Here is a 21919-nt window from a genome sequence, read left to right as displayed (position 1 = left end):
GGGGGGGGGGGCCGGCGTGGGGGGGGTCCTCTGCGCCCCCACCCCAAACCCCCCCCAGGCCGCCGCCCCCGGGGGGGGGGCGCCCCCCACCCCCCCCCCCCGCCCCTCGGTCGTATTCGGTTGTGCGGCAGGTCAGACGCGGGCTCTGATCCACTTGTAGACGACCAGCACCACGATGGCGCCGATGATGGCGCCGAGGAAGGTGTGCTGGACCGGCGGATGGACGCTGAACTTGTGTGGGGCGAAGACCAGACTGCCCAGGGTGCCGCCGACGTAACCGCCGATGATGCCGAGAACGACGGTCCAGATAATGCCGAAATCCTCCTTGCCCGGAACCAGAAGGCGGGCGATCGCGCCCGCGATGAGGCCGATGATGATCATCGTGATGATGCCCATGGCATGCTCCTTGCCTCGAGGTGGCGCATTCGAAGGTAGCAGGGCCGACGCCCGAAATGAGCGTGTCGCAAGACACCGGCGTGCGCGTTTCGTCCCGTGGGCGGCGGCCGGACCGGCGTTCTCGGGCAGCGAAACCCTCCTCGACGCCGGGTTTTCCGGGCCATGATGGAGGCCGACGACGTCATGACGGCAGTGGCTCCCGCACAACGGCAGCGTGGCCGCGCGGCGAGTACGCCGATTCCGAAAGGCATGCGCATGAGTGCGAATGCGCCCGAAACCCCCTCTCTCACCGGCCGGGGCGCCCTGGCCCGGACCATCGCCGCCCGCGGCGGACTGGCGGCCCCGGAGGCGCCGTTCGTCATCGAACACCGCGAAGCGCTCATCTACATGCTCTGCCAGGCCGCCGAACTCGAACACGGCATCATGTGCCAATACCTGTTCGCGGCCTTCTCGCTCGAGACCTCCGCCGCGGAGGGACTGAGCGCCGCCGAGGTCGAGAAGGTCACGCGCTGGCGGAAACTGGTGTCGCACGTGGCCACCCAGGAGATGCTGCACCTGTCGCTGGTGCACAACCTGCTCTCCGCCATCGGCGCGGCGCCCCACATGACCCGGCCCAACCTGCCGCTGCCCGCCGCTCACTATCCGGCCGGGGTGCAGCTGGCGCTGCTGCCGTTCGGGGAGCAGGCGCTGCGGCACTTCATGTTCCTGGAACGCCCGGAGGGCATGGCCCTCGACGACGCCGAGGGCATCGCCGTGGCCGGGCGCGCCGCGGCGCACATGGAGCAGGGCGAGATCGTGCCGCGATTGCAGGATTTCGCGACCGTCGGCCACCTGTACCGCTCCATCGAACTCGGCATCGAGCATCTGGCCGAGAAGTACGGCGAGCGCTGGCTGTTCGTCGGACCGCGCCGCGCCCAGGCCACCGAAAAGCATTTCCGCTGGCCGGAATTGGTGGCGGTGACCGATGTGGCCTCGGCCAAGCGGGCCATCGACACCATTCTCGAACAGGGCGAGGGCGCGCGCGGCGACTGGCGCGACGCCCACTTCGGCCAGTTCGTCAAGATCCTCGACGAGTACGAGCAGTGCCTGCGCGAGAACCCCGACTTCGACCCGGTGCGGCCGGTGCTGGCCGCCAATGTCCGTGCGCCCGAGCGCGATATCGCCGTCCCGCTGATCAGCGACCCGGGCACCGCGCGCGTCACCGACCTGTTCAATGTCGGCTACGAGATCCTGCTGCAGATCTTCGAGCGGTTCTTCGCCCACACCGAGGAGACCGATGCTCAGCTGCAAACCCTCGCCGACGCCACGGTCTCGCTCATGTTCGGCGTCATCCGCCCGCTCGGCGAGCTCATCACCACCCTGCCCGCCGGCCCGGACCACCCCGGCCGCACCGTCGGCCCCAGCTTCGAATTGTTCTACGAGACCGACTATTTGATGCCCCACCGGGAGGCGGCGTGGACGCTGCTGACCGAACGCCTGGGCGAGGCCGCCGCCCTGGCCGAGGCCATTCGCGCCGATATGCCCGGGGCGGTGGGGGACGGGCTGGTCCCGGTGGCCAAGGCGTTCGGGGATATCCGGGACACGCTCGCCGCGCACTTCCCGAGTTGGAACGCCCACGCGCAGCCCGAGATCCTGGGCATCGATCCCGCCGTGCAGGCCGCGGCACGGCAGCGCGCCGACGAATTCGCCGGTCGGGTGGCCGGAACCGGGGGCAGTGGGGAACTCGCCGAGTTGTTCCACGCGGTGTACGCCGTGACCCGGAAGCCCGCTCCGGCGTTGGTACTGCCGCGATTGGCCGACAGCGTGCTGCGTCCCCTGTCGGAGGCGCTGATTCGCCACGGCCTCGACCCGAGCACGACCGCTCTCGACGGCGCGGCAGAGCCAGTATCGGGCGATGCGGCGGAGCCAATGTCGCGCGACGCGGTGGAAACGGCACCCGGAAGCGTGACTCATGTCGGCGCAAGCGTGACTTGTGTCGGCACGGCTGCGGGTAAAAGGGCTGAGCCCGAGCCTGATTCAGGAGTGCCGGAGCGGCTGCGCGCGCTGGCTCTCTCTGCGACCCGGTTGCGGGCCGGGGCCGACCTGCCGGAGCTCCTCGAGGCCACGGCTGCGCTCCAGGATCTCGCCTGCGCCGTCGCCGCGGTCGGCGAACGACCCAGGTTGCGTGCGGAATTCGCGCAACTGCAGTCCGGGTTGCCTCGCTCGATCCGTACGGCGAAGAATGGCCCCTACCTGGCCACGAACGCGACTCTGGTGGATCACCTCGGTCTGCCTATCGAGCTCGGCCCGACGGTCGCGTTGTGCCGGTGCGGTGCGTCCGCGCTCAAACCGCTGTGCGACGGCAGCCACACGCGTATCGGCTTCAATGACGCGAAAGACCCGGCGCGGGCGGCGGACCGGCGTGACACTTATGCCGGGGGTCAGGTCACCGTTTTCGACAACCGCGGCATCTGTCAGCACTCCGGACTCTGCACCGACCGCCTCGCCACGGTATTCCATACCGGCGCTGAGCCTTTCGTCGCGCCGAATGGCGGCCGCATGGATGAGATCGTGCGTGCCGTGCGCGCCTGTCCGTCGGGCGCGCTCGGCATGGCCTTCGACGGTGTCGAGGCGCGCGAGGTCTCCGATTGGCACGGCACCCGCGAGCCGGTCATCGAGGTGACCAAGGACGGGCCCTACCGGATTCGCGGCGGGATCCCACTGACCGGCCCCGAAGGCGGCGACATCGACCGTGCCACAGGAGCTTCCGCCGAGCACTACGCGCTGTGCCGGTGTGGCCGGTCGCGCAACAAGCCCTTCTGCAGCGGCATGCACTGGCATGTCGGCTTCCAGGATCCGGTGCCCGTGCCGGGCCGGGAGCCGACGCTGTTCGAGTGGGCGGGCGGCTATCCGGCACTGCGGCGGATGACCGCGCTGCTCTACGAACAGCTGATCCCGGACGATACCGTCCTGGCAGCGGCTTTCAACGATCCTGACGCTGATTACGCACGCCTGGAGGCGGATTGGCTGGCGATCGCGTTCGGTGCGCCCCGGGAGCCGGACGAACAGCGGTCCAGGCCCGACCTCGCCGAGGAACAGCAGGAGCGCTGGGGACAGCTGATGCTGCGCGCCGCACGCGAGTCCGGACTCCCGGACGATCCCGAATTCCGCTCCGCCTTCGCCGCTTTCGTGGCATGGGCGGTCACCGCCGAAGGCCGTGCGCCCGACTGGGATTGGGGCCCGGCCGGACCGCCGTCCTATGGGGCGCCGAAGTTGTCCGCCGAATCATCCGACCCTGCCCTACCCGGACCCGAGGCGGCCGTCGGCTTCGCCGCCCACATCAAACCCCTGTTCCGGGACAAGGATCAGCGCTCCATGAGCTTCGTCTTCGACCTGTGGTCCCTCGACGACGTCACCAAGCACGCCGCCGAGATCCTCGACCGCCTGGCCGCCGGCACCATGCCCTGCGACAGCGCCTGGTCGACGGAGAAGGTGGACGTCTTCAGGAGGTGGACCGAGTCCGGCATGCGCCCGTGACCCGCCCGGGCCGCGATCACCGAGTCGTGATCGTGCGGCCCGGACAGCCGTTCGCGCGCCGAATCCCGGCTCAGCCCACGTGGATCGGCATGGCGGCGATGTCGTTCTGGGTCATGACCGGAAGATTGACGATCTCCTCGACCGGGGTGGCCAGCCGCAGCTCCGGGAAGCGGTCGAACAGGGCGGGCAGCGCGATGCCCGCTTCGAGGCGGGCCAGCGCCGCGCCCGGGCAGATGTGCGGGCCGTATCCGAAGGAGATATTGCGGTGCGCGCTCGGCCGGGTGATGTCGAAATCGTCGGCGTCCTCGCCGAAGACCGCGGTGTCGCGGCCGATGGCACGGTAGGACATGACCACGCCCTCACCCTGCTCGATCACGGTGTCGCCGACGGTGATGTCCTCGGTGGCGAAGCGCATGAGCAGATGGGTGACCGGGCCGTCCCAGCGCAGCGTCTCCTCGATGACCTGCTTCCACTCCACCTCCGCCGAGCGCACCCGGGCCAGCTGTTCGGGCCGGGTCAGCAAGGCGCGCACCGCATTCAGGATCAGGCTCACGGTGGTCTCGTGCCCGGCGGCGACCAGTGCCTTCAGGTTGCCGACCACCTCCTCCTCGGTGAGCGGCTCGCCGCCCTCGTCGGCCAGGATGAGCGCGCTGGTGAGATCATCGCCGGGCGCGGCGGTCTTGCGGCGGACCATCTCGGTGAAGTAGACGTCCATGTCCTCGATGATCCGCAGGCGCTCGTCCTGCGGGGTGACCATGGAGAAGAACTTCTTGTACCAGTCGAGCAGCATCGGGTGGTCCGCGCGCGGCACCCCCATGAGCTCGGAGATCACCCGCATGGGCAGTGGGTAGGCGACGACCTGCTTGAGATCCACCGCCGCGCCGTCGTGGCCCGCCTCGTCCAGATCGTCGAGCAGCTCCTTGGTGAGCCGTTCGATGGTGGGGCGCAAGGCTTCCAGGCGGCGCGGGGTCAGCGCCTGAGTGGTCTTGATACGCAGGCGACGGTGCTCCGGGCCGTCCACGGTGAACATGGAGCGGCCGGCGTCGATCATGCCGATCAGTGGCCACTGCCGGGTGATGACGCCGTCCCGCCACAGCTTCCAGGCATTGATGTCCTTGACCAGCCTGGTGTCGGTGAGCAGCCGGCGGGCAATGGTGTGGTCGGTGATCGTCCAGGCGGGGGCGCCGAGCAGATCGATCCGGGTGATCGCCCCGGCGGCGCGCAGGCGGGTGGTCTCGCCGGCGAGATCACCCACCATCGGATCTATCGAAATCGCATGCGGGCAGGGGGAACTCACTGGAAACCTCCGAGAGCACGAACGGGAGTGAAAACAACAGGAAGGGAAGTCATTCCGCGCAGGAACGGCGACGGCCGCCGCACCAGGTTCTGCGCGGGCACCGCCAGATCGATGTCCGGCAGCCGGTCCAGCAGCACCTCGATGCCGGTGCGCGCCACCACCTCCGCGATCTGCTGCGCCGGGAACGGGCAGCGGTACTCGCCGTGGCTGAACGCGAAGTGCGCGTTGTTGCCGGTATGGGTGGCGGCCTCGCCGACCGCCTGCCGCACGTGCGGATCGGTGTTCGCGGCGGCCAGCCCGAGCAACAGCAGATCGCCCGCGCGAATCGTCCGGTCCGCCAGGCGCGTATCGCGCGCGGCCCAGCGCCCGGCCAGGATCGAGGTGGGGGAGTCCTCCCAGAGCACCTCGTTCATCGCCTGGTCCACACTGCGCCGCCCGCCGCCCAGCGCGGCCGCGAAGCGGTCGTCGGTGAGCATCAGGCGCACCGAATTGACCAGCCAGTCCGCCGTCGGCAGGTGTCCCGCGGCCGTCACGGCCATCAGGTCGTTGACGTACTCCTCGTCGGTGAACGGCGCCGGGAAGGCCAGCATGCGCGAGACCAGATCATCGCCGGGCGCGGTCTTCTTCACCGCCAGCAGATGCTGGATGTACTGCATGAACTGCAGGTGCGCCGCCTGGGCGTCCGCGCCGCCGTCGGCCATCACCTTCATGGCCCGCGCCAGCCCGGGGCCCTCGGCGTCGGGAATGCCCAGCAGCCAGGCCAGGACGAGCACGGGCAGTGGTTCGGCGAACTCGCCCACCAGGTCGGCCTGGCCGCGACCGCAGAAGGAGTCGATCAGCCGATCGGCCAAACCCTCACAGACCCGGCGCAATTCGAACGGATCCACCGATTCCAGCGCGGGCTCGACCATCGCCAGGTGCCGCCGATGCTCCGCGCCCGCCGTGAAATAGATCGACGGCATGGGCGAGCCGACCATGGGCAGCAGCGGCCAGTCCGGCGGGATGTTCGGCCACTGATTCCACAGGCTGACATCGCGGGGGAACAGTTCGGGAGAGCTGGTGACCTGGTGCATCTCCCGATACCCCAGCACCAGCCAGGCCGGAATCCCGCCGGGCAGCTCGACCGCGGCCACCGGCCCGTGGTCGCGGCGCATCTCCCGGTACAGCGAATGCGGGTCGGTGTGGAAGCGGGGGCCGCTCAACGGCACCACGCCGGGCTCGTGGGGCACGGGGCAGGAACCAGGCGCGGGCGATGTCATGCGGGATTCCTCCACAGCGCGGTCTCCGGGTGAGAGAGGTATTCGACCAGGGCGATCAGGACGTTCTTGCAGGAGTCGCGGTCGCGGGCGTCGCAGTCGAGCAGCGGGATGTGCGGGTCCAGATCCAGCGCCTCGCGCACCGCGGGCAGGGCCGGGCCGGGTCCGAAGTTGTTGCACGCCACGATGAACGGGGTGCGCTGGTGCTCGAGCCGGTCGATGGCGTACCAGGAGTCGGCGATCCGCCGCTGATCCACCAGCACGATGGCGCCCAGCGCGCCCGCGAACAGGCGGTCCCACAGGAACCAGAAGCGTTCCTGGCCGGGCGCGCCGAACAGGTACAGCACGTGCTCGGTGTCGATGGTGATGCGGCCGAAGTCGAAAGCCACCGTGGTGGTGGTCTTTCCGGGCACGCCCGCGAGATCGTCGACGCCCTGGCCGGCCTGGGTCATGGTGGCCTCGGTGTCCAGCGGGCGGATCTCGCTGATCGAGCGGACCATGGTGGTCTTGCCGACGCCGAAGCCGCCCACGATCACGATCTTCAGGCCCTGCCGGGCATCGGCGTGCAGCGGGGCGTCGGCGCGGGCCGGACGCGGGTCCTGGGTGCCGGCGCACCGGATGTCAGAGCTTACGGAGTCCAACGAGCACCTTTTCCAGCATGTCGGTATCGGGCAGCGAATTCCATTGCCGCGCGGCATGATCCGGATGACGCACCGTGATCTTGCCGGCGTGCAGCAGGTCCGACAGCAGGACGACGGTGATGCCGACCGGCAGCCGCAGCTCGGCCGCGATCTCCACCACCGCCGTCGGCGCGCGGCACATGTCGAGGATGGCGGCATGCTCGGACTGCATGCCGCGCACCGGATCGCATTCGCTGACCACCAGGGTCACCAGATCGAACGCGTCCGAATCCGGTTGGCTGCGACCGCCGGTCAGCGTGTACAGCCGATCCGGATCCTCGTCTGGCCTGGTCACGACACGCTCGCCCCCGGCACCCGCGGGGCGGCGGCCAGATGCTCGCCGAGCTGCTCGACCAGCTCCCGCATCGTGTGGCCGACCAGCCCGGCATCGGCGTCCTCCGCGGCCACCACCGCGATGTGCGCCCCCACCCCGGCCTCGACGATGAACAGGATCCCCCCGTAGAACTCGGTCATCGACTGGCGCACCCCGCCCCGCCCGTCCCCGAACTCCACCGAGGCCCCGTGCGAAAGGCTCTGGATCCCAGCGGCGATCGCTGCCAGCTGATCCGCGCTGTCGTTCCCCAGCCCGGCCGTATGACAGATCTTCAACCCGTCGCCGGACAGCAGTAGCGCATGCCGCGCCCGCGGCGTACGCGCCAGCAACTGCTCCAGCAGCCAACCCAGATGTGTGGCGGACGGTGTCATCGATCGGTCTCCGATGGGGTCGCAGGGGCGGGGAACGAGTTCGTGGTGAAGGCGCGTTGGAAGGCGGCCATGGCCGAGGGCGCGGACGGCGCGCGTGGCGCCTCGGGTTGTGCCGGGCCGGACAGGCCGTCCGGGTGGACGGCGGCCAGCGTGCTGCCGCGATGGCGCTTCGGCAGGCCGCTGGAAGTCGCTGTGTGCTGGTCGATTTCGGGCTGGGCCGGAAGAAGGTCCTGGGCGGTGGAGGCGAAGGCGGGTTTCGGCGGCGGTGCCGTTGCGGGCGCGGCGGGGACATCCCTCGCCGGAGTGCCGGGGTGCGGGCGGGTGGTGACCGGGGTGAGGCGCCCGAAGGTGCCGGATTGGCGTTCCAGGCGGGTGGTGAGTTCGCGGGGGATGACGACGACCACGGCGGTGCCGCCGATGGCGGAGGGGCGGTAGCTGACGGTGAGGTCGTGTTTGCGGGCCAGGTGACCGACCACGGCCAGGCCGAGGCGGGTGCCGGAGAGGGTGGAGAGGTCGGAGCCGGCGCGGGGGCCGGAGACGGCGGATTCGGCTCGCCGGAGGGCGGATTCGCTCATGACGAGGCCGGAGTCCTCGATGGTGATGACCACACCGGCGGGGACTTCGGCGGCGTAGACGTGGACCTCGGTGGTGGGCGGGGAGAAGTTGCAGGCGTTGTCGAGCAGCTCGGCCAGGGCGTGCATGACGCCCTCGGCGGCATGGCCCGCGACGGCGATCTCGGTGATCGCTCGCAGGCGCACGCGCTGATAGCCCGCCACCCGGCCCATGGCGCCGCGCAGGATCGATTCCATGGCAATGGGTTTGGCCCACCGGCGGCCCGATCGCGCACCGCTGAGTACCGCGATGCTGTCGGCCAGCCGGCCCGCCTGCGCGGTGCGGTGGTCCAGTTCCAGCAGGTCGGCCAGCACCTTCGGGTCGGCGTGCCGGTGCTCCATCTCGCGCAGCTCCGCCAGCATGCTGGTGCTCATGGCCTGCATGCGCCCCGCCGCGCCGGCGAACGCGGCCATCGCGGCGACGCGGCGACTCTCGCTCTCCTTGGCCGCGCGGGCCTCGGCCGCGGCCTGTTCGCGGATGCCGTGAATCCTGGCCTCGGACTCGGCTATTCGCGCCTGAGCGGCGGAAACAGTCGCGGCCACCTGGGCATCGGCCTGCGCGGTGTAGGCCAGCGCCTCCTGCCGCACCGCCTGCACCCGGCCCCGGTAATAGGCGGCGGCCGTGAGGGCGGCGGTCAGCAACAGCGCCGCCACGCTCGCGCCGATGGCCAGCGGCAGCCGGAAATCGATGGGGGAGTTGAAGACCGCGACCGCCACCGCGACCGTACTGAGCGCCAGGGATCCCGCCAGTATGGACAGGGGCGGTCGCTGTCGCAGGACGGGTTGCTGTCCCCCGCCCGGCGGATTCACTGATTCCGACACGCTCCGCACTTCCGAACCGACGTCCACCAGGGCGAATACCCCGGTGCCCCCAACCGCAACCCGCATCCGGGATCCGTGCCAAATGCCCGGACCGGCAAGCGGATTCGGATCTGCCGGACGCAGCATAAGCGCACCGGGCGGGCCGCGCTACCCGAGCGTGCACCCGCCGGCGATCATGAGTCCCGGTGAGCGGGAAGGCGGTTCAGACGCGGGCGAAGACCTGAGGGCGCGTACTCAGGTACCCGTAGCCCAGCACCGCCACCAGATACAGCAGCAACGCCGCCGCGGGCAGTACCAGCCCGATGGCCGCGATCAGGTCGAAGCCCACGAAGCCGATCACCGCCTGCCGGCCCTCCCGCCGCGCGTAGTCGGCATCGTAGCCCGGCTCGAACAGATCCGGGTTGCGGCGCAGGGCAATCCACATCACGAACCAGGCCGCCGCCTGCACCGCACCCACCACGCCGTAGAAGGCGGTCGCCACCTTGGCATTCCAGCCCCCGTCCTCCAGATGATGGGCCAGCACGGTCGTCGGAAACGGCAGGAACGCCACCGCGAGGAGCAACAGCAGATTGCCGCAGTGCAGCAGCCCGTCCATCCGCCGAACCCGGCCGAAGAAGCGGTGATGGCACAGCCAGATCACACCGATGGTGAGAAACGATCCGGCATAGGCGAGGTAGCTGGGCCACAGCCCGGTCAGCTCATGCCACAGCGAGCCGTCATCGGTCTCCGGAAGGCGAATCTCGAGCACGAGCAGGGTGATCGCGATGGCCATGACGCCGTCGCTGAAGGCTTCCACGCGGGTGGTGTCGGAAAGCCGCGATTCGGGGTACTGCATGCGGTCATTATCGAGTGCGCGTGCCGGGTTCGATGTCCTCGAGTTCCTGTTCGCGTATGCGCGCACCGGCGACGAGCGAGCCCAGCGCGAACCCGAAGATCGGAACGGCGACGATCGGCGACCACGAATTCACCTGCGGCCCCGCCGGTCGCAGCAGCGTCACCACCCGGATCGCCGCCAGCGTGGCCCCGCTCAGCCCGCCGAACATGAACAGCGACAACGGCAGCCGGAACCGCGCCGGAATGATGCGATAACTCGGCGCCGCCGCGATCACCACCGCGCCGTTCACCGCGAGGCCCGACAGCGCCAGGATCCACTGATGGGTCTCGACGGTCATATACGACGGATGCAGCGGGTCATAGGTGAGCAGCAGCCCCGCCTCCATCGTCACGAGCCCCAGATAGAACGCCCGCTTCAAGAGCGGCTTTCCCCACACGCCGGCCACCGTCACCCCGATCAGCGCGCCCGCGCCGACCAGCGCCAGATCGGCGACCAAACCCGGAAAGCCCTCGAGATGCCCGCTCGGCAGCGCCAATTCGCCGGCCGAACCATTGATGGCCGGGGTGCGCAGCAGCGCCCACACCGCCAGCAACACCATGGCGATGGTGAACGGCCGCGAGTCGCGAGCCCGCCGGCGCCGCAGCCGGGCCCCCGCCGCGGCGAGCGACAGCAGCGCGGCCAGCAGGGGCACGGCGGTATTCACCGGAACGGCCTCAGGCAGTTGCCATGTGGTGCGCTGCGGGATGGCGTTGCCCGATCCGGCGCGCTGCGCCTCGGCCTCGGTGATGATCCCGCCACCGCTCGATTCTCGCACGCCTCCTCCCCGGCTCCGGGACATGACGCAGCCTCGGTTTCGGTATGCCCATGAGCCACCCACAGTTCGCCCAGAGCGGAATCGCGGCCCGCGCACTTGACCTCAACATAAGTAGAGGTTCGATGCTGGAGTCATCGACACCCCGTCGAAAGCGAAAGGGAGGCAACGAGATGCGTGTAGTGCAGGCCGAGGAGTTCGGTGGACCCGAGGTGCTGACCGTGCGGCAGGTCGCGGATCCGGTCGCCGGCCCGGGCGAAGTGGTGGTGCGGGTCGCCGCCGCCGACGTCATGTTCCTGGACACGACATTGCGCAGCGGTTCGGCGCGCGACTACTTCCCCGTCGAGACCCCGTTCGTGCCGGGCGGCGCGGTCACGGGCACGGTCGAATCGGTCGGGCCCGACGTGGACCCCGCGTGGGTCGGCAAACGGGTCGCCACCCCGACGGCGGCCAGCGGCATCGGCGGCGGCCTGCCCGTCGGCGGTTATGCCGAACTGGCCCTGGCCAAGGCCGGCACCCTGGCCGTCATCCCCGACGAGCTGAGCTTCGAGCAGGCCGCCGCCCTCGTGCACGACGGACGCACCGTGCTCGCGGTCGCCGACCGGGCCGCGATCCAACCGGGTCAGTGGGTGCTGATCACCGCCGCCGCGGGCGGTCTGGGCACCCTGCTCATCCAGCTGGCCCGCGCGGCCGGCGCGCAGGTCATCGCCGCCGCACGCGGGGAGGCGAAACTCGCTCTGGCGCAACGGCTCGGCGCACACGAGGTGGTCGACTACTCGAAACCCGGCTGGGCCGAGCAGGTCCGGGAACGGACCGGCGGCGTGCAGGTGGTCCTCGACGGCGCGGGCGGCGATATCGGCCGTGCGGCCCTGGCCGCCACCGCTCCCGGAGGCCTGCTCATCGCCTACGGCAACTCCGCCGGTGGCTTCGCTGCGGTCGACGCGGAATCCGCTGCCGCCCAGGGCATTACCATCGTCTCGCTGTTCGAGATCGCGACCCCCGAGACCGACTGGCTCACCCTCCACGACCGCGCCCAGGCCGAGGTCGCCGCCGGTCGCCTCGAGGTCGTCATCGGCCAGACCTTCTCCCTCGATCAGGCCGCCGCCGCGCACACCGCTATCGGGTCCCGAGCCGCCGTCGGCCGGACCATCCTCACGGTCTGAGAGTCATCGGCGTGTCGTGAACCTCCGCCCGGCCTCGGAGAGCAAGGTGGCATCGGGCGGAACACGATGCGGAGGTGGTGATGGGTACGAGAGCCGGTGCGATCGCGGCCGTGGTGGCGGGGGTCTGGATGGCCGTGGCGGGCGCCGCGTGCGCACAACCGGGCTTCGACCCGGACATCCTGCAGCCCGTTCACATCCCGCCGCGCACCGCGCTCTCGGTGCGCACGCTGGTGCCGGGCGCGGGCTGGGGCACCGACAACGAGACCCAGGAGCGCGCGGCCCTGTCCATCGCCAAGCTGTTCCTGGCGGATTTCGCCCTGCGGCACGGCGACGGCTCGGCCGAGGATCGCGAACTCGGCGAGCGCATGGTCTGCAAGTCCGACGACGCGGCCGCCGACCGGATCGCCGCGAAATATCCGTACGCCATCGACGCGGTCGCCCAGGAGTACGGCCTGCGCGCCACCCACGGCGGCGGCGGGTGGGAACTGTCGACCACCAGCGTCGCCGACGTGGCCGATTTCCTGGCCGCGAAAATCCGCGACGAACCGGACAGCCTGATCCTGGCCTGGATGGAACAGCCCAGCGAGCGGGCGGCCGACGGCACCCGCCAGGACTGGGGCACCGCGCGACTGCCGCAGGTGTACGGAACCAAGTGGGGCTGGTCCGATGTCGGCGCTCCGGAAGTGGCATCGGTGTCCTTCGGCCCCGGATTCACCGTCGCCGCCCACACCTACGGCACCGCCGAGCAGCAGACCGAGGATGTGCTCGGCGCCTGGTCGGCGCTGACGAACCCGGTGACTCCCAGACACTGACAATCCGCGTGGTGCCGGCGGTGTCACCGTCCGCCGGATGCCGCGGCACATGTTCCGTCCACCGGCACACCGCGCAATCGTTGATCCACCCAATCCATGCTCGCGCCATAGGAACTGACGTAGGCAATAGCCCGTTCATTCGTGAACTTGTGACAACAGGCTGCCACTCGTGAGAACGCGCGGAATGCGCTGCGGGCTCGGATGGTCCGCCAACGCCTCGTGTGATCCGTGCCATCGGCGCGACCCCTTGCGCCCGGAACAGTTGTGTCTACACAATCGTTGTGTGCTTACAACTGTCGACGAGCTGAGCTCGCGCCGGAAGACGATCATCCTGATCACCTGCTGTTTGAGCTTGCTGATCTCGTCGATGGACGCGACCATCGTGAATGTCGCCATCCCCGCCATCCGTGACGATCTGGGCGCGCCGCTGTCGCGGTTGCAGTGGATCGTCGACGTCTACACGCTCACCCTCGCCAGCCTGCTCATGCTCTCCGGCGCGGCCGCCGACCGCTTCGGGCGCAAGCGGGTGTTCCGCATCGGGCTGCTCACCTTCGCGCTCGGCTCGCTGCTGTGCAGCATCGCACCGACCATCGACGTCCTGATCGGCGCGCGGTTCGTGCAGGCCATCGGCGGTTCCATGCTGAATCCCGTTGCCATGTCGATCATTACGACCACCTTCACCGGCCGGATCGAGCGGGCCCGAGCGGTCGGCGTGTGGGGCGCGGTGGTCGGCATCTCGACCGCGCTGGGACCCATGGTCGGCGGCGTGCTCATCGACAGCCTGGGCTGGCAGTCGGTGTTCTGGATCAACCTGCCCATCGTGGCGGTCGCGCTGGCGCTCACCACCGTCTATGTGCCGGAATCGAAGTCGGCCAGGCCGCGCGGCATGGATCCGATCGGGCAGGCGCTGGCGATCGTGGTGCTGTTCACCCTCGTGTACGGCCTGATCGAGCGGGAGCCCGCGGTCTTCGTGGTGTCCGCCCTGGCGCTGGCCGGATTCATCCGGCACGAGGCGCGCCACCCGTCGCCGTTCATCGACCTGCGCTTCTTCCGCAGCTTCCCGTTCTCCTCGGCCACCGTCATCGCGGTCTGCTCGTTCGCCGCGCTGGGCGCGTTCCTGTTCGACATGTCGCTGTATCTGCAAGGGACCCGGCACTTCTCGGCCGTGCACACCGGTCTGCTGTACCTGCCGATGGCGCTGGGCATGCTGTTCTTCTCGCCGCTGTCGGGGCGGCTGGTGGGCCGCTACGGCACCCGCCCGTCACTGCTGGCCTCCGGCATCCTGATGGCGGTGGCCGCGATCGGCCTCACCCTGCTGCACCCGGACACCCCGATCTGGCAGCTGGTCATCACCTTCGCGCTGTTCGGCATCGGCTTCGGCATGGTGAACGCGCCCATCACCACCACCGCGGTGAGCGGCATGCCGCTCGATCGCGCGGGTGCGGCGGCGGCGGTCGCTTCCACCAGCCGCCAGGTCGGCGTGAGTCTCGGTGTGGCACTGTGTGGTGCGCTCACGGGCGCGGGATTGTGGTGGACCCTCGCCGGTTTCGCCGCCGCGGTCACCGCGCTGGGCATGGCCGCCAATACCGACTGGGCGTACCGTTCGCGAGATCGCGTCGCCCCCCTGCTCGAACAGAAGGTCCCCGCTCATGCCGGATGACACGCCCACGACCGACGAGGTCTGGCGGCAGCTCACCCACCTGGTGATGGACACCCGCGACACTTGGAAGCGCGCGGTGGTGGAGCGAACCGGCATGCCGTTCAGCCGGATTCGCATCCTGCGCCGGCTGCTGCCCGGCCCGCTCACCGCCAAGGAGCTGGCGCGGGCGGCCACCATGGATGCCCCCGCCACCACGGTCGTGGTCAACGATCTCGAGGAGCGCGGCCTGGTGATCCGCGAGATCGACCCGACCAATCGGCGCTGCAAGCTCATCTCGCTCACCCGCGCGGGCCAGGAGGTGGTGGCCGAGGCGCTCGCCACGCCGGACCCGGCGCCCGCCGAATTGGCCGCCCTGACCCCCGCCGACCTGCGCACACTCCACGGACTCCTGCGCAAACTCGAACACTGACTTACCCGTTCGTGATTCAACCGTTATCGTTTGTCCCGTGCGACACCGAACCTGGAAGTCCCTCGCGGCCCTCTGCGGCGCCCTGCTGATCGCGGGCCCCGGCCAGAGCCTCGCCGCCGCACCGGTTTCGGGGTCGCTCGCGCGCCCGGCGCCGGAAGCTCCTGTCCGCCCGCTGTTTCCGATCGCCGGCCAGACCGTGGTCCTCGATCCCGGCCACAACGGCGGCGGCGCGGCCCACACCGACGAGATCAATGCCCAGGTGCCCGACGGCCGCGGCGGGACGAAGCCCTGCAACACTACCGGCACCAGCGGCGACGACGGCTACACCGAGCACGAATTCAATTGGGATGTGGCCCAGCGCGTCCGCGACCTGCTCAGCGCCCACGGTTACCAGGTGATCATGAGCCGCGACAGCGACACCGGCGTCGGCCCCTGCGTGAACGACCGCGGCACCCTCGGCAATCGGGTCGGCGCGGCGGCCGTGGTCTCCATCCACGCCGACGGTGCGCCCGCCGGCGCCCACGGCTTCCACGTCGCCTACTCCTCGCCCGCGCTGAACGACGCCCAGTCCGGACCGTCGGTGCAGCTCGCCACCACCCTGCGCGACACCATGGTCGGCGCGGGCTTGGCCACCTCCACCTATGTCGGCTCGGACGGGCTGAACCCGCGGGCGGATCTGGCCGGGCTGAATTTCTCCGAGCGCCCGACCGCCCTCGTCGAGTGTGGGAACATGCGAGATCCCGGCGACGCCGCGGTCATCGAATCACCGGATGGCCGCGCGCGATTCGCGCAGGCCATCGCCACCGCCGTCGCGGCCTATCTGGGCTAGCACACCGGACTGTACGGCTCATGGCGCGGGCACTGTCTGCGCCCGATTTGCCGTGAGTACATTCGTCACGTCATTTACCGACCGATTTCGGGAAACCGGACCCACAGAGTTCCGGGGAGGACTCCTTGACCACGACCGAGGCACAGCCGCGCTCGCGCTTTGCGAACTGGCTACTAGAGGACGCGGGTGAGCATCACTCGCAGATTCAGGGCCCGATGGCCAAGAAGGCTCCCAAGGAGCATCAGCATTCCTGGTGGAAGGTCATGTGCCTGACGGGTGTCGACTACTTCTCGACGCTCGGTTACCAGCCCGGCATCGCGGCCCTGGCCGCCGGCGTGCTGTCCCCGCTGGCCACCATCGTGCTGGTCGCGCTCACGCTGCTCGGCGCGCTCCCGGTGTATCGCCGGGTGGCCAAGGAGAGCCACAACGGCGGCGGTTCGATCGCCATGTTCGCCAACTTCCTGCCGAACTGGTGGGGCAAGATCTTCATCCTGGTGCTGCTGGGCTTCGCGGCCACCGACTTCACCATCACCATGACGCTGTCGGCCGCCGACGGTGCGGCCCATATCGTCGAGAACCCGTACGTGCCCGGGTTCCTGCAGGACCAGAACATGACCATCACCCTGGTCCTGCTGGCACTGCTGGCGGCGGTGTTCCTCAAGGGCTTCAGTGAGGCCATCGGCATTGCGGTCGGTCTCGTCGGCGCGTATCTGGCGCTGAATCTGGTGGTCGCCGCGGTCGGCATCGTCAAGGTGCTGCAGGCGCCGCACCTGGTGACCGACTGGTCGCATCTGCTCACGGCCAAGCACGGCAATATCTTCGCGATGATCGGCGTGGCGCTGCTGGTGTTCCCGAAGCTGGCGCTGGGTCTGTCCGGCTTCGAGACCGGTGTCGCGGTCATGCCGCAGATCAAGGGCGATCCGGCCGACTCCAAGGAATACCCGCGCACCCGGATCAACGGCACCCGCAAGCTGCTGACCACCGCCGCGCTCATCATGAGCGGGTTCCTCATCGTCACCAGTTTCATCACCACCATCCTCATTCCGGAGAAGGAGTTCGAGGAGGGCGGGCAGGCCAACGGCCGCGCGCTGGCCTACCTGGCGCACGAGTACCTGGGCAATGCGTTCGGCACGGTCTACGACGTCAGCACCATCGCCATCCTGTGGTTCGCGGGTGCGTCGGCCATGGCGGGCCTGCTCAACCTGGTGCCGCGCTACCTGCCGCGCTTCGGTATGGCTCCCGAATGGGCGCGCCAGATCCGGCCGCTGGTCCTGGTTTTCGCGCTGGTGTCCTTCGGCATCACCTGGTATTTCGACGCCAGTGTCGACGCGCAGGGCGCGGCGTACGCCACCGGTGTGTTGGTGCTGATCACCTCCGCGGCCGTGGCGGTGACCATTTCTGCCTGGCGCAAGCAGCAGTACTCGCGGGTGCTTGGCTTCGGCGTGGTGTCGCTCATCTTCGTCTACACCACCATCGACAACATCATCGAGAAGCCGGCCGGTCTGCATCTGGCCATCCTGTTCGTGGTCGCGATCATGGTGGTGTCCTTCGCCTCGCGCATCCGCCGGGCCTTCGAGCTGCGGGCCGTCGAGGTGATCTTCGACGAGAAGGCCTGTCAGATGATCGACCAGCTGGCCGAGCGCGGCGAGATCCGCATCGTCACCCACGACATCACCGATGGCCGCTCGCCCGAGGAGTACGCGGAGAAGGAAGCCGATCAGCGGCGCGAGAGCCACATCCCGGAGTCGGAGCCCATCCTCTTCCTCGAGGTCATCGTGAAGGACCCGTCGGAATTCAGCACCACGCTGCACGTGACCGAGGTGGATGTGGACGACTACCACATCCTCACCGTCGAGGCCGCGGCCGTGCCGAACTGCATCGCGTCCATCCTGATCGCGATCCGCGACCGCACCGGCGAGTGCCCGCACGTGTACTTCGAATGGACCGAGGGCAATCCGCTGGTCAACCTGGTGCGCTTCATGTTCTTCGGTGAGGGCGAGGTCGCCCCCGTAACCCGCGAGATCCTCCGCCGCGCCATTCCGCGCCGCTCCCAGCGCCCCCACGTCCACGTCGACAGCTAGCTCCGCACGAGGGAGCTCTCACCGCGGGGAATCGGACGAATTTCCGCAGTGAGAGCTCCCTTGTCGTTTCGTACAGGGGATGGCTCGCAAATTTAGGTGTAACTCAGGGTTTCATGCATGCGTAGAATATTGCTACGCTCACGCAGCAAACGCGATACGAGACCAGGAGTACCGATGAAGCTGCTTCCGAAGCTGGGCCGCCGACCGGTGACCGAACCCGGAGAGGTAGCCCTGCATGCCCGGAATGTGCAGTTCGATTGGTCCCGGACCGAACCGGTCTGGATGAAGCAGGAACCGATCGCCTCTCACCTCCTCAATGCCCTGAGCATGCTGCTGCCCGAAGGCGAGCGCATGTTCCTGGTGACCTTCGGCGAAGCCCTCGAACTGGTCAAGGACGAGAAGTTGCGGGAGGCCATGATCGGCTTCATCGGGCAGGAGTCCATGCACGCCGAGAGTCACAACGGGGCGCTCGAGGAGGTGCTGTCCGCGCACGGGATCGATATCGAACCCTATGTGCGGCAGACGGAATTCCTGTTCCGCAAGACGCTGGGCCCGAAGGCGGCGGCCAGTGAGGCGGCGCGGCAGCAGCAACTGGTCGAGCGTCTCGGCGTCATCGCCGCGCTGGAGCACTTCTTCGCCTTCCTCGGCGACTGGATCATCAACGCCGACCTCGAACAGTTCGACACCGATCCGCAGATGCTGGACCTGTTCCGCTGGCACGGGGCCGAAGAGGTCGAGCACCGCATGGTCGCCCACGACGTGGCCGAGTACTTCGAGATCGGCTACGTGCGCCGCGGTGCGCTCATGCTGCTGGTGTTCCCGATCTTCATCGCACTCATCCTGCGCGGCACCAAGTTCCTGGTGCACGCCGATCCGACGCTGCCCAACCACCGCTACCCGATGTTGATCGGGCGGATCTTCGCGGGCATGTGGCGGGGGTCGATTCCGGGGATCCCGTCGCTGCTGATCAGTGCGCTGTCCACCTTCAAGCCCGGCTACACCCCCGAGACCGTCGGCTCGACCGCGCAGGCCGTGGCCTACCTGGCGCAGTCCCCGGCCGCCCGGGCGCTGGCCTCGTGAGCGCGGTTCGTCCCGTCCCGGTCGCGCCGCCGCAGGATCTGTTCGGCAAGGGTCGTGCCGATCGCACCACGCGGGTGCTGGATTTCATCGCCGAGAGCCGTTTGCGCTGGACCACTTTCGTGAACCGGCGTGAGCCGGACGCACGGGTGGACGACTGGCGGATTCCGCTGGTCGTGGTGGAGCGCCGGGTGGAGGCGCACGACACCGATGTGATCAGCCTGCTGATGACCGCGCCGGACGGAGGCAAGCTTCCGGAGTGGCGGCCGGGCGCGCACCTGGATCTGGAACTGCCCTCGGGAAAGGTGCGGCAGTACTCGCTGTGCGGCGACCCGGCCGACCGGCACGCGTATCGCGTTGCGGTGCGGCGCATTCCGGACGGCAACGGCGGTTCGCTCGAGGTGCACGAGGGGCTGGCGGTCGGTACCCCGGTCACCGTGCGGGGGCCGCGCAATGCCTTCCCGTTCGTGCTGCCCGGGTACGGATCCTCCGCCGCGCGAGTGCATTTCGTGGCGGGCGGCATCGGCATCACGCCGATCCTGCCGATGATCCGGATGGCCGACCGGCTGGGCGTGGAGTGGAGCATGGTGTACGCCGGGCGGTCCCGCGACACCATTCCGTTCCTGGCGGAGGTGGAGTCGTTCGGCTCGCGGGTGACCGTGCGCACCGATGACGAGCACGGCATTCCCACGGCCGCGCAGCTGCTGCCGGACGTCGGTCCCGACACCTCCGTCTACTGTTGCGGGCCGGTCGTGATGACCCAGCTCATCGCCGACGCCGTGCGCGAAATGCCCGGCGTGGAACTGTATTCCGAGCGTTTCTCGCCGCCGCCCGTGGTGAACGGCACCGCCTTCCAGGTGGAGCTGGCCCGCACCGGCGAGGTCCTCGACGTGCCCGCCGACAGGTCGGTGCTCGGGGAAGTGCTGAAGGCCCGCCCGGACTCGTCGTATTCGTGCCGGCAGGGCTTCTGCCGCACCTGTGTGGTGCGGGTGCGCTCCGGCGAGGTCGACCATCGCGACACCGTTCTCACCGATGCCGAGCGCGCGGCCGGCGACATGCTCATCTGTGTATCCCGTTGCGGCGGGGACCGTTTGGTGCTGGACATCTAGCGCCGTCTCTCAACGAGGAGAAGATCGTGACCGATCAACCCACCGTCATCCCCGCCGCCGAACGCCTGGTGCGCAGCGGTGAATTCGATATCGCCGTCTACGAATACGGTGAGCCCTCCGCCGAGACCATCGTGCTGGTGCACGGCTGGCCCGACGACAACCACCTGTGGGACCGGGTGGTGCCGTTGCTGGCCGACCGTTTCCACGTGGTCACCTACGACACCCGCGGGCACGGTCGTTCCACCCGCACCGACCGCACCGAGGACTACCGGCTCGAGCACTTCGCGGCCGACTTCTTCGCCGTCGCCGACGCGGTGAGTCCCGACGCGCCCGTGCACATCCTGGCCCACGACTGGGGTTCGGTGGAGATGTGGGAGGCCGTCTGCGAGCCACAGGCCGCCGGGCGGGTCGCCTCGTTCACCTCGGTGTCCGGGCCCAACCTGGACCACCTGGGCGCGTGGGTGCGGTCGAGCCTGTCGCGCGGCAAGGTGTGGGGGCCGTTCACCCAGCTGCTGTCGTCGATGTACACCGGGCTGTTCATGACCCCGGGTGTGCCGCGGGTGGTGCTCAAGCCGCTGGGCACCGAGAAGATGTGGTCGCGCTTCGTCGGGCTGATGAACGAGACCTCGCCGGAGAACATCAAGCTCGGACCGGAATTCCGGCGCGACTTCTTCGACGGCATGCGCATCTACCGCGCCAATATCCTGCAGCGCCTGGGCGATCCGCGCGAGCGCCGCACCGAGGTGCCGGTGCAGCTGATCATCGCGCGCCGCGATGTCGCGGTGCGCCCGGCCGGCTACGACGACACCAAGGACTGGGCGCCCAACCTGTACCGGCGAGAGGTCGGCGGCGGGCACTGGCTGCCGTTCTCGCACCCGGAACTGCTGGCCACCTCCACCGTCGAGCTCATCGACTCGCTGCGCACCGGGGAAACGCCGCGTACCCTGCGCCGTGCCGAAGTCGGCCGGGAGCAGCGGCCTTTCGAGCACCAGCTGCTGGTGATCACCGGCGGCGGCAGCGGCATCGGGCGCGAGACGGCGCTCGCCTTCGCCCGCAAGGGCGCGGACGTCGTGCTCTCCGACATCAACGTGGACTCGGCCAAGGAGACCGCGGATCTCATTGCCGCCGAGGGCGGTACCGCGTACGCCTACCAGCTCGACGTCTCCAGCGAGGAAGCCGTCGCCGAGCACGCCGCCGCGGTCATCGCCACGCACGGTGTGCCCGACATCCTGATCAACAATGCCGGTGTCGGCGCGGCGGGCGACTTCTTCGACACTCCCGCAGCCGAATTCGACCGGGTCCTCAATATCAACCTGCACGGCGTCATCAACGGCTGCCGCGCCTTCGGCAAGGCCATGGCCGACCGTGGCCTCGGCGGCAGTATCGTCAACCTGTCCTCGATGGCCGCCTACACCCCCCAGCGCGGTTTCGCTGCCTACTCCACCTCCAAGTCGGCGGTCTTCATGTTCTCCGACTGCCTGCGGGCCGAACTGGCGGGCAAGGGCATCGGCGTCCACACCATCTGCCCCGGCATCGTGCACACCAATATCGTTGCCACAACCCGCTTCTCGGGTGTCTCCGCCGAGGAAGAGGCCGCCAAGCAGCAGCGCTACGACAAGCTCTACGCTGCCCGACGCTACGGCCCGGAGAAGGTCGCCGCCCAGATCGTCAAGGCCGTCGAGCAGGGCCGCGACGTCGTCCCGGTCACCCCCGAAGCCTGGCTCCAGTACCGCTTCAACCGCTTCGCCCCGGCCGTCGCCCGCTTCTTCGCGGCGCGGGTGAAGCTGACGTAGCGAGTACCCACTGTCGCGGGAGCTCACACCAGCGGTGAGCCCCCCAGAAAATGGGTT

General features: G+C 69.2%; 19 protein-coding genes. 10 read left to right on the top strand and 9 right to left on the bottom strand.

Going from position 1 to position 21919, the window contains the following annotated elements:
- Positions 1 to 132 precede the first annotated feature (132 nt).
- The gene (locus ACFXKA_RS14955) at positions 133 to 396 is read right to left on the bottom strand and encodes a GlsB/YeaQ/YmgE family stress response membrane protein (RefSeq protein WP_354837990.1); all 264 of its coding nucleotides are present in this window, start codon (positions 394 to 396) and stop codon (positions 133 to 135) included.
- Between the two features lie 255 nt (positions 397 to 651).
- Between ACFXKA_RS14955 and ACFXKA_RS14950 the strand changes: the two genes are divergently transcribed.
- The gene (locus ACFXKA_RS14950; protein ID WP_379427616.1) at positions 652 to 3912 is read left to right on the top strand and encodes a ferritin-like domain-containing protein; all 3261 of its coding nucleotides are present in this window, start codon (positions 652 to 654) and stop codon (positions 3910 to 3912) included.
- Positions 3913 to 3982: 70 nt separating this feature from the next.
- Here ACFXKA_RS14950 and ACFXKA_RS14945 read toward each other — a convergent pair whose 3' ends face one another.
- The 8 genes from ACFXKA_RS14945 to ACFXKA_RS14910 form a co-directional block, all read right to left on the bottom strand.
- Positions 3983 to 5170 (bottom strand): cytochrome P450, encoded by a 1188-nt coding sequence (locus ACFXKA_RS14945; RefSeq protein WP_379427615.1) that lies wholly within the window; start codon positions 5168 to 5170, stop codon positions 3983 to 3985.
- 35 nt (positions 5171 to 5205) lie between these two features.
- A complete protein-coding gene (locus ACFXKA_RS14940; protein ID WP_354837996.1) occupies positions 5206 to 6468 on the bottom strand; it encodes a cytochrome P450 in 1263 nt (420 codons plus the stop codon).
- Positions 6465 to 7010: an ATP/GTP-binding protein gene (locus ACFXKA_RS14935; protein ID WP_379427655.1), complete on the bottom strand. Its 546-nt coding sequence runs from the start codon at positions 7008 to 7010 to the stop codon at positions 6465 to 6467. The genes ACFXKA_RS14940 and ACFXKA_RS14935 overlap by 4 nt, the downstream gene beginning before the upstream one ends.
- Positions 7011 to 7086: 76 nt before the next feature.
- Positions 7087 to 7440 carry a DUF742 domain-containing protein gene (locus ACFXKA_RS14930; RefSeq protein ID WP_364615320.1) on the bottom strand — a complete coding sequence of 118 codons (354 nt, stop codon included), beginning with the start codon at positions 7438 to 7440 and terminating at the stop codon, positions 7087 to 7089.
- Entirely contained in the window at positions 7437 to 7850 is a 414-nt protein-coding gene (locus ACFXKA_RS14925; protein ID WP_354838000.1) for a roadblock/LC7 domain-containing protein, read from the bottom strand. Before ACFXKA_RS14925 ends, ACFXKA_RS14930 begins: the two co-directional genes overlap by 4 nt.
- A complete protein-coding gene (locus ACFXKA_RS14920; protein ID WP_379427614.1) occupies positions 7847 to 9283 on the bottom strand; it encodes a sensor histidine kinase in 1437 nt (478 codons plus the stop codon). The genes ACFXKA_RS14925 and ACFXKA_RS14920 overlap by 4 nt, the downstream gene beginning before the upstream one ends.
- A gap of 202 nt (positions 9284 to 9485) precedes the next feature.
- The gene (locus tag ACFXKA_RS14915; protein ID WP_379427613.1) at positions 9486 to 10118 is read right to left on the bottom strand and encodes a TMEM175 family protein; all 633 of its coding nucleotides are present in this window, start codon (positions 10116 to 10118) and stop codon (positions 9486 to 9488) included.
- 7 nt (positions 10119 to 10125) lie between these two features.
- On the bottom strand, positions 10126 to 10932 hold the full coding sequence (locus ACFXKA_RS14910) for a hypothetical protein (RefSeq protein ID WP_379427612.1): 807 nt from the start codon (positions 10930 to 10932) through the stop codon (positions 10126 to 10128).
- A 170-nt stretch (positions 10933 to 11102) separates the two neighbouring features.
- Here ACFXKA_RS14910 and ACFXKA_RS14905 point away from each other — a divergent pair, with 170 nt between their 5' ends.
- From ACFXKA_RS14905 to ACFXKA_RS14865, 9 genes are all read left to right on the top strand, one after another.
- Entirely contained in the window at positions 11103 to 12092 is a 990-nt protein-coding gene (locus ACFXKA_RS14905; RefSeq protein ID WP_379427611.1) for a zinc-binding dehydrogenase, read from the top strand.
- A gap of 80 nt (positions 12093 to 12172) precedes the next feature.
- Positions 12173 to 12904, top strand: coding sequence for a hypothetical protein (locus ACFXKA_RS14900; RefSeq protein WP_354838010.1), 732 nt, complete (start codon positions 12173 to 12175; stop codon positions 12902 to 12904).
- 283 nt (positions 12905 to 13187) lie between these two features.
- Complete coding sequence (locus ACFXKA_RS14895) at positions 13188 to 14564, top strand: MFS transporter (protein WP_379427610.1); 1377 nt, start codon at positions 13188 to 13190, stop codon at positions 14562 to 14564.
- The gene (locus ACFXKA_RS14890; protein ID WP_354838014.1) at positions 14554 to 14973 is read left to right on the top strand and encodes a MarR family transcriptional regulator; all 420 of its coding nucleotides are present in this window, start codon (positions 14554 to 14556) and stop codon (positions 14971 to 14973) included. The genes ACFXKA_RS14895 and ACFXKA_RS14890 overlap by 11 nt, the downstream gene beginning before the upstream one ends.
- 37 nt (positions 14974 to 15010) lie before the next feature.
- Complete coding sequence (locus ACFXKA_RS14885) at positions 15011 to 15802, top strand: N-acetylmuramoyl-L-alanine amidase (RefSeq protein WP_379427609.1); 792 nt, start codon at positions 15011 to 15013, stop codon at positions 15800 to 15802.
- 125 nt (positions 15803 to 15927) lie between these two features.
- Positions 15928 to 17883, top strand: a complete 1956-nt coding sequence (locus ACFXKA_RS14880) for an amino acid transporter (protein WP_379378638.1) — start codon at positions 15928 to 15930, stop codon at positions 17881 to 17883.
- A 174-nt stretch (positions 17884 to 18057) separates the two neighbouring features.
- Positions 18058 to 18963 (top strand): metal-dependent hydrolase, encoded by a 906-nt coding sequence (locus tag ACFXKA_RS14875; protein ID WP_354838018.1) that lies wholly within the window; start codon positions 18058 to 18060, stop codon positions 18961 to 18963.
- Positions 18960 to 20069 (top strand): PDR/VanB family oxidoreductase, encoded by a 1110-nt coding sequence (locus ACFXKA_RS14870; protein ID WP_379427608.1) that lies wholly within the window; start codon positions 18960 to 18962, stop codon positions 20067 to 20069. Before ACFXKA_RS14875 ends, ACFXKA_RS14870 begins: the two co-directional genes overlap by 4 nt.
- A gap of 23 nt (positions 20070 to 20092) precedes the next feature.
- A complete protein-coding gene (locus tag ACFXKA_RS14865) occupies positions 20093 to 21862 on the top strand; it encodes an SDR family oxidoreductase (RefSeq protein ID WP_354838500.1) in 1770 nt (589 codons plus the stop codon).
- Positions 21863 to 21919 lie beyond the last annotated feature (57 nt).

It is taken from the genome of Nocardia sp. NPDC059228, from assembly GCF_042754245.1.
GTDB lineage: Bacteria > Actinomycetota > Actinomycetes > Mycobacteriales > Mycobacteriaceae > Nocardia.
Note: the sequence above shows the minus strand (reverse complement) of the source record. Positions and strands in the feature narration are given on the sequence as shown.

Bases quoted from the DNA above. Each gene is read 5' to 3' on its own strand.
- ACFXKA_RS14875 (WP_354838018.1), top strand. From the start codon at position 18,058: ATGAAGCTGCTTCCGAAGCTGGGCCGCCGACCGGTGACCGAACCCGGA.
- ACFXKA_RS14940 (WP_354837996.1), bottom strand. From the start codon at position 6,468: ATGACATCGCCCGCGCCTGGTTCCTGCCCCGTGCCCCACGAGCCCGGC.
- ACFXKA_RS14950 (WP_379427616.1), top strand. From the start codon at position 652: ATGAGTGCGAATGCGCCCGAAACCCCCTCTCTCACCGGCCGGGGCGCC.
- ACFXKA_RS14925 (WP_354838000.1), bottom strand. From the start codon at position 7,850: ATGACACCGTCCGCCACACATCTGGGTTGGCTGCTGGAGCAGTTGCTG.
- ACFXKA_RS14945 (WP_379427615.1), bottom strand. From the start codon at position 5,170: ATGGTGGGTGATCTCGCCGGCGAGACCACCCGCCTGCGCGCCGCCGGG.
- ACFXKA_RS14915 (WP_379427613.1), bottom strand. From the start codon at position 10,118: ATGCAGTACCCCGAATCGCGGCTTTCCGACACCACCCGCGTGGAAGCC.
- ACFXKA_RS14890 (WP_354838014.1), top strand. From the start codon at position 14,554: ATGCCGGATGACACGCCCACGACCGACGAGGTCTGGCGGCAGCTCACC.
- ACFXKA_RS14900 (WP_354838010.1), top strand. From the start codon at position 12,173: ATGGGTACGAGAGCCGGTGCGATCGCGGCCGTGGTGGCGGGGGTCTGG.
- ACFXKA_RS14955 (WP_354837990.1), bottom strand. From the start codon at position 396: ATGGGCATCATCACGATGATCATCATCGGCCTCATCGCGGGCGCGATC.
- ACFXKA_RS14905 (WP_379427611.1), top strand. From the start codon at position 11,103: ATGCGTGTAGTGCAGGCCGAGGAGTTCGGTGGACCCGAGGTGCTGACC.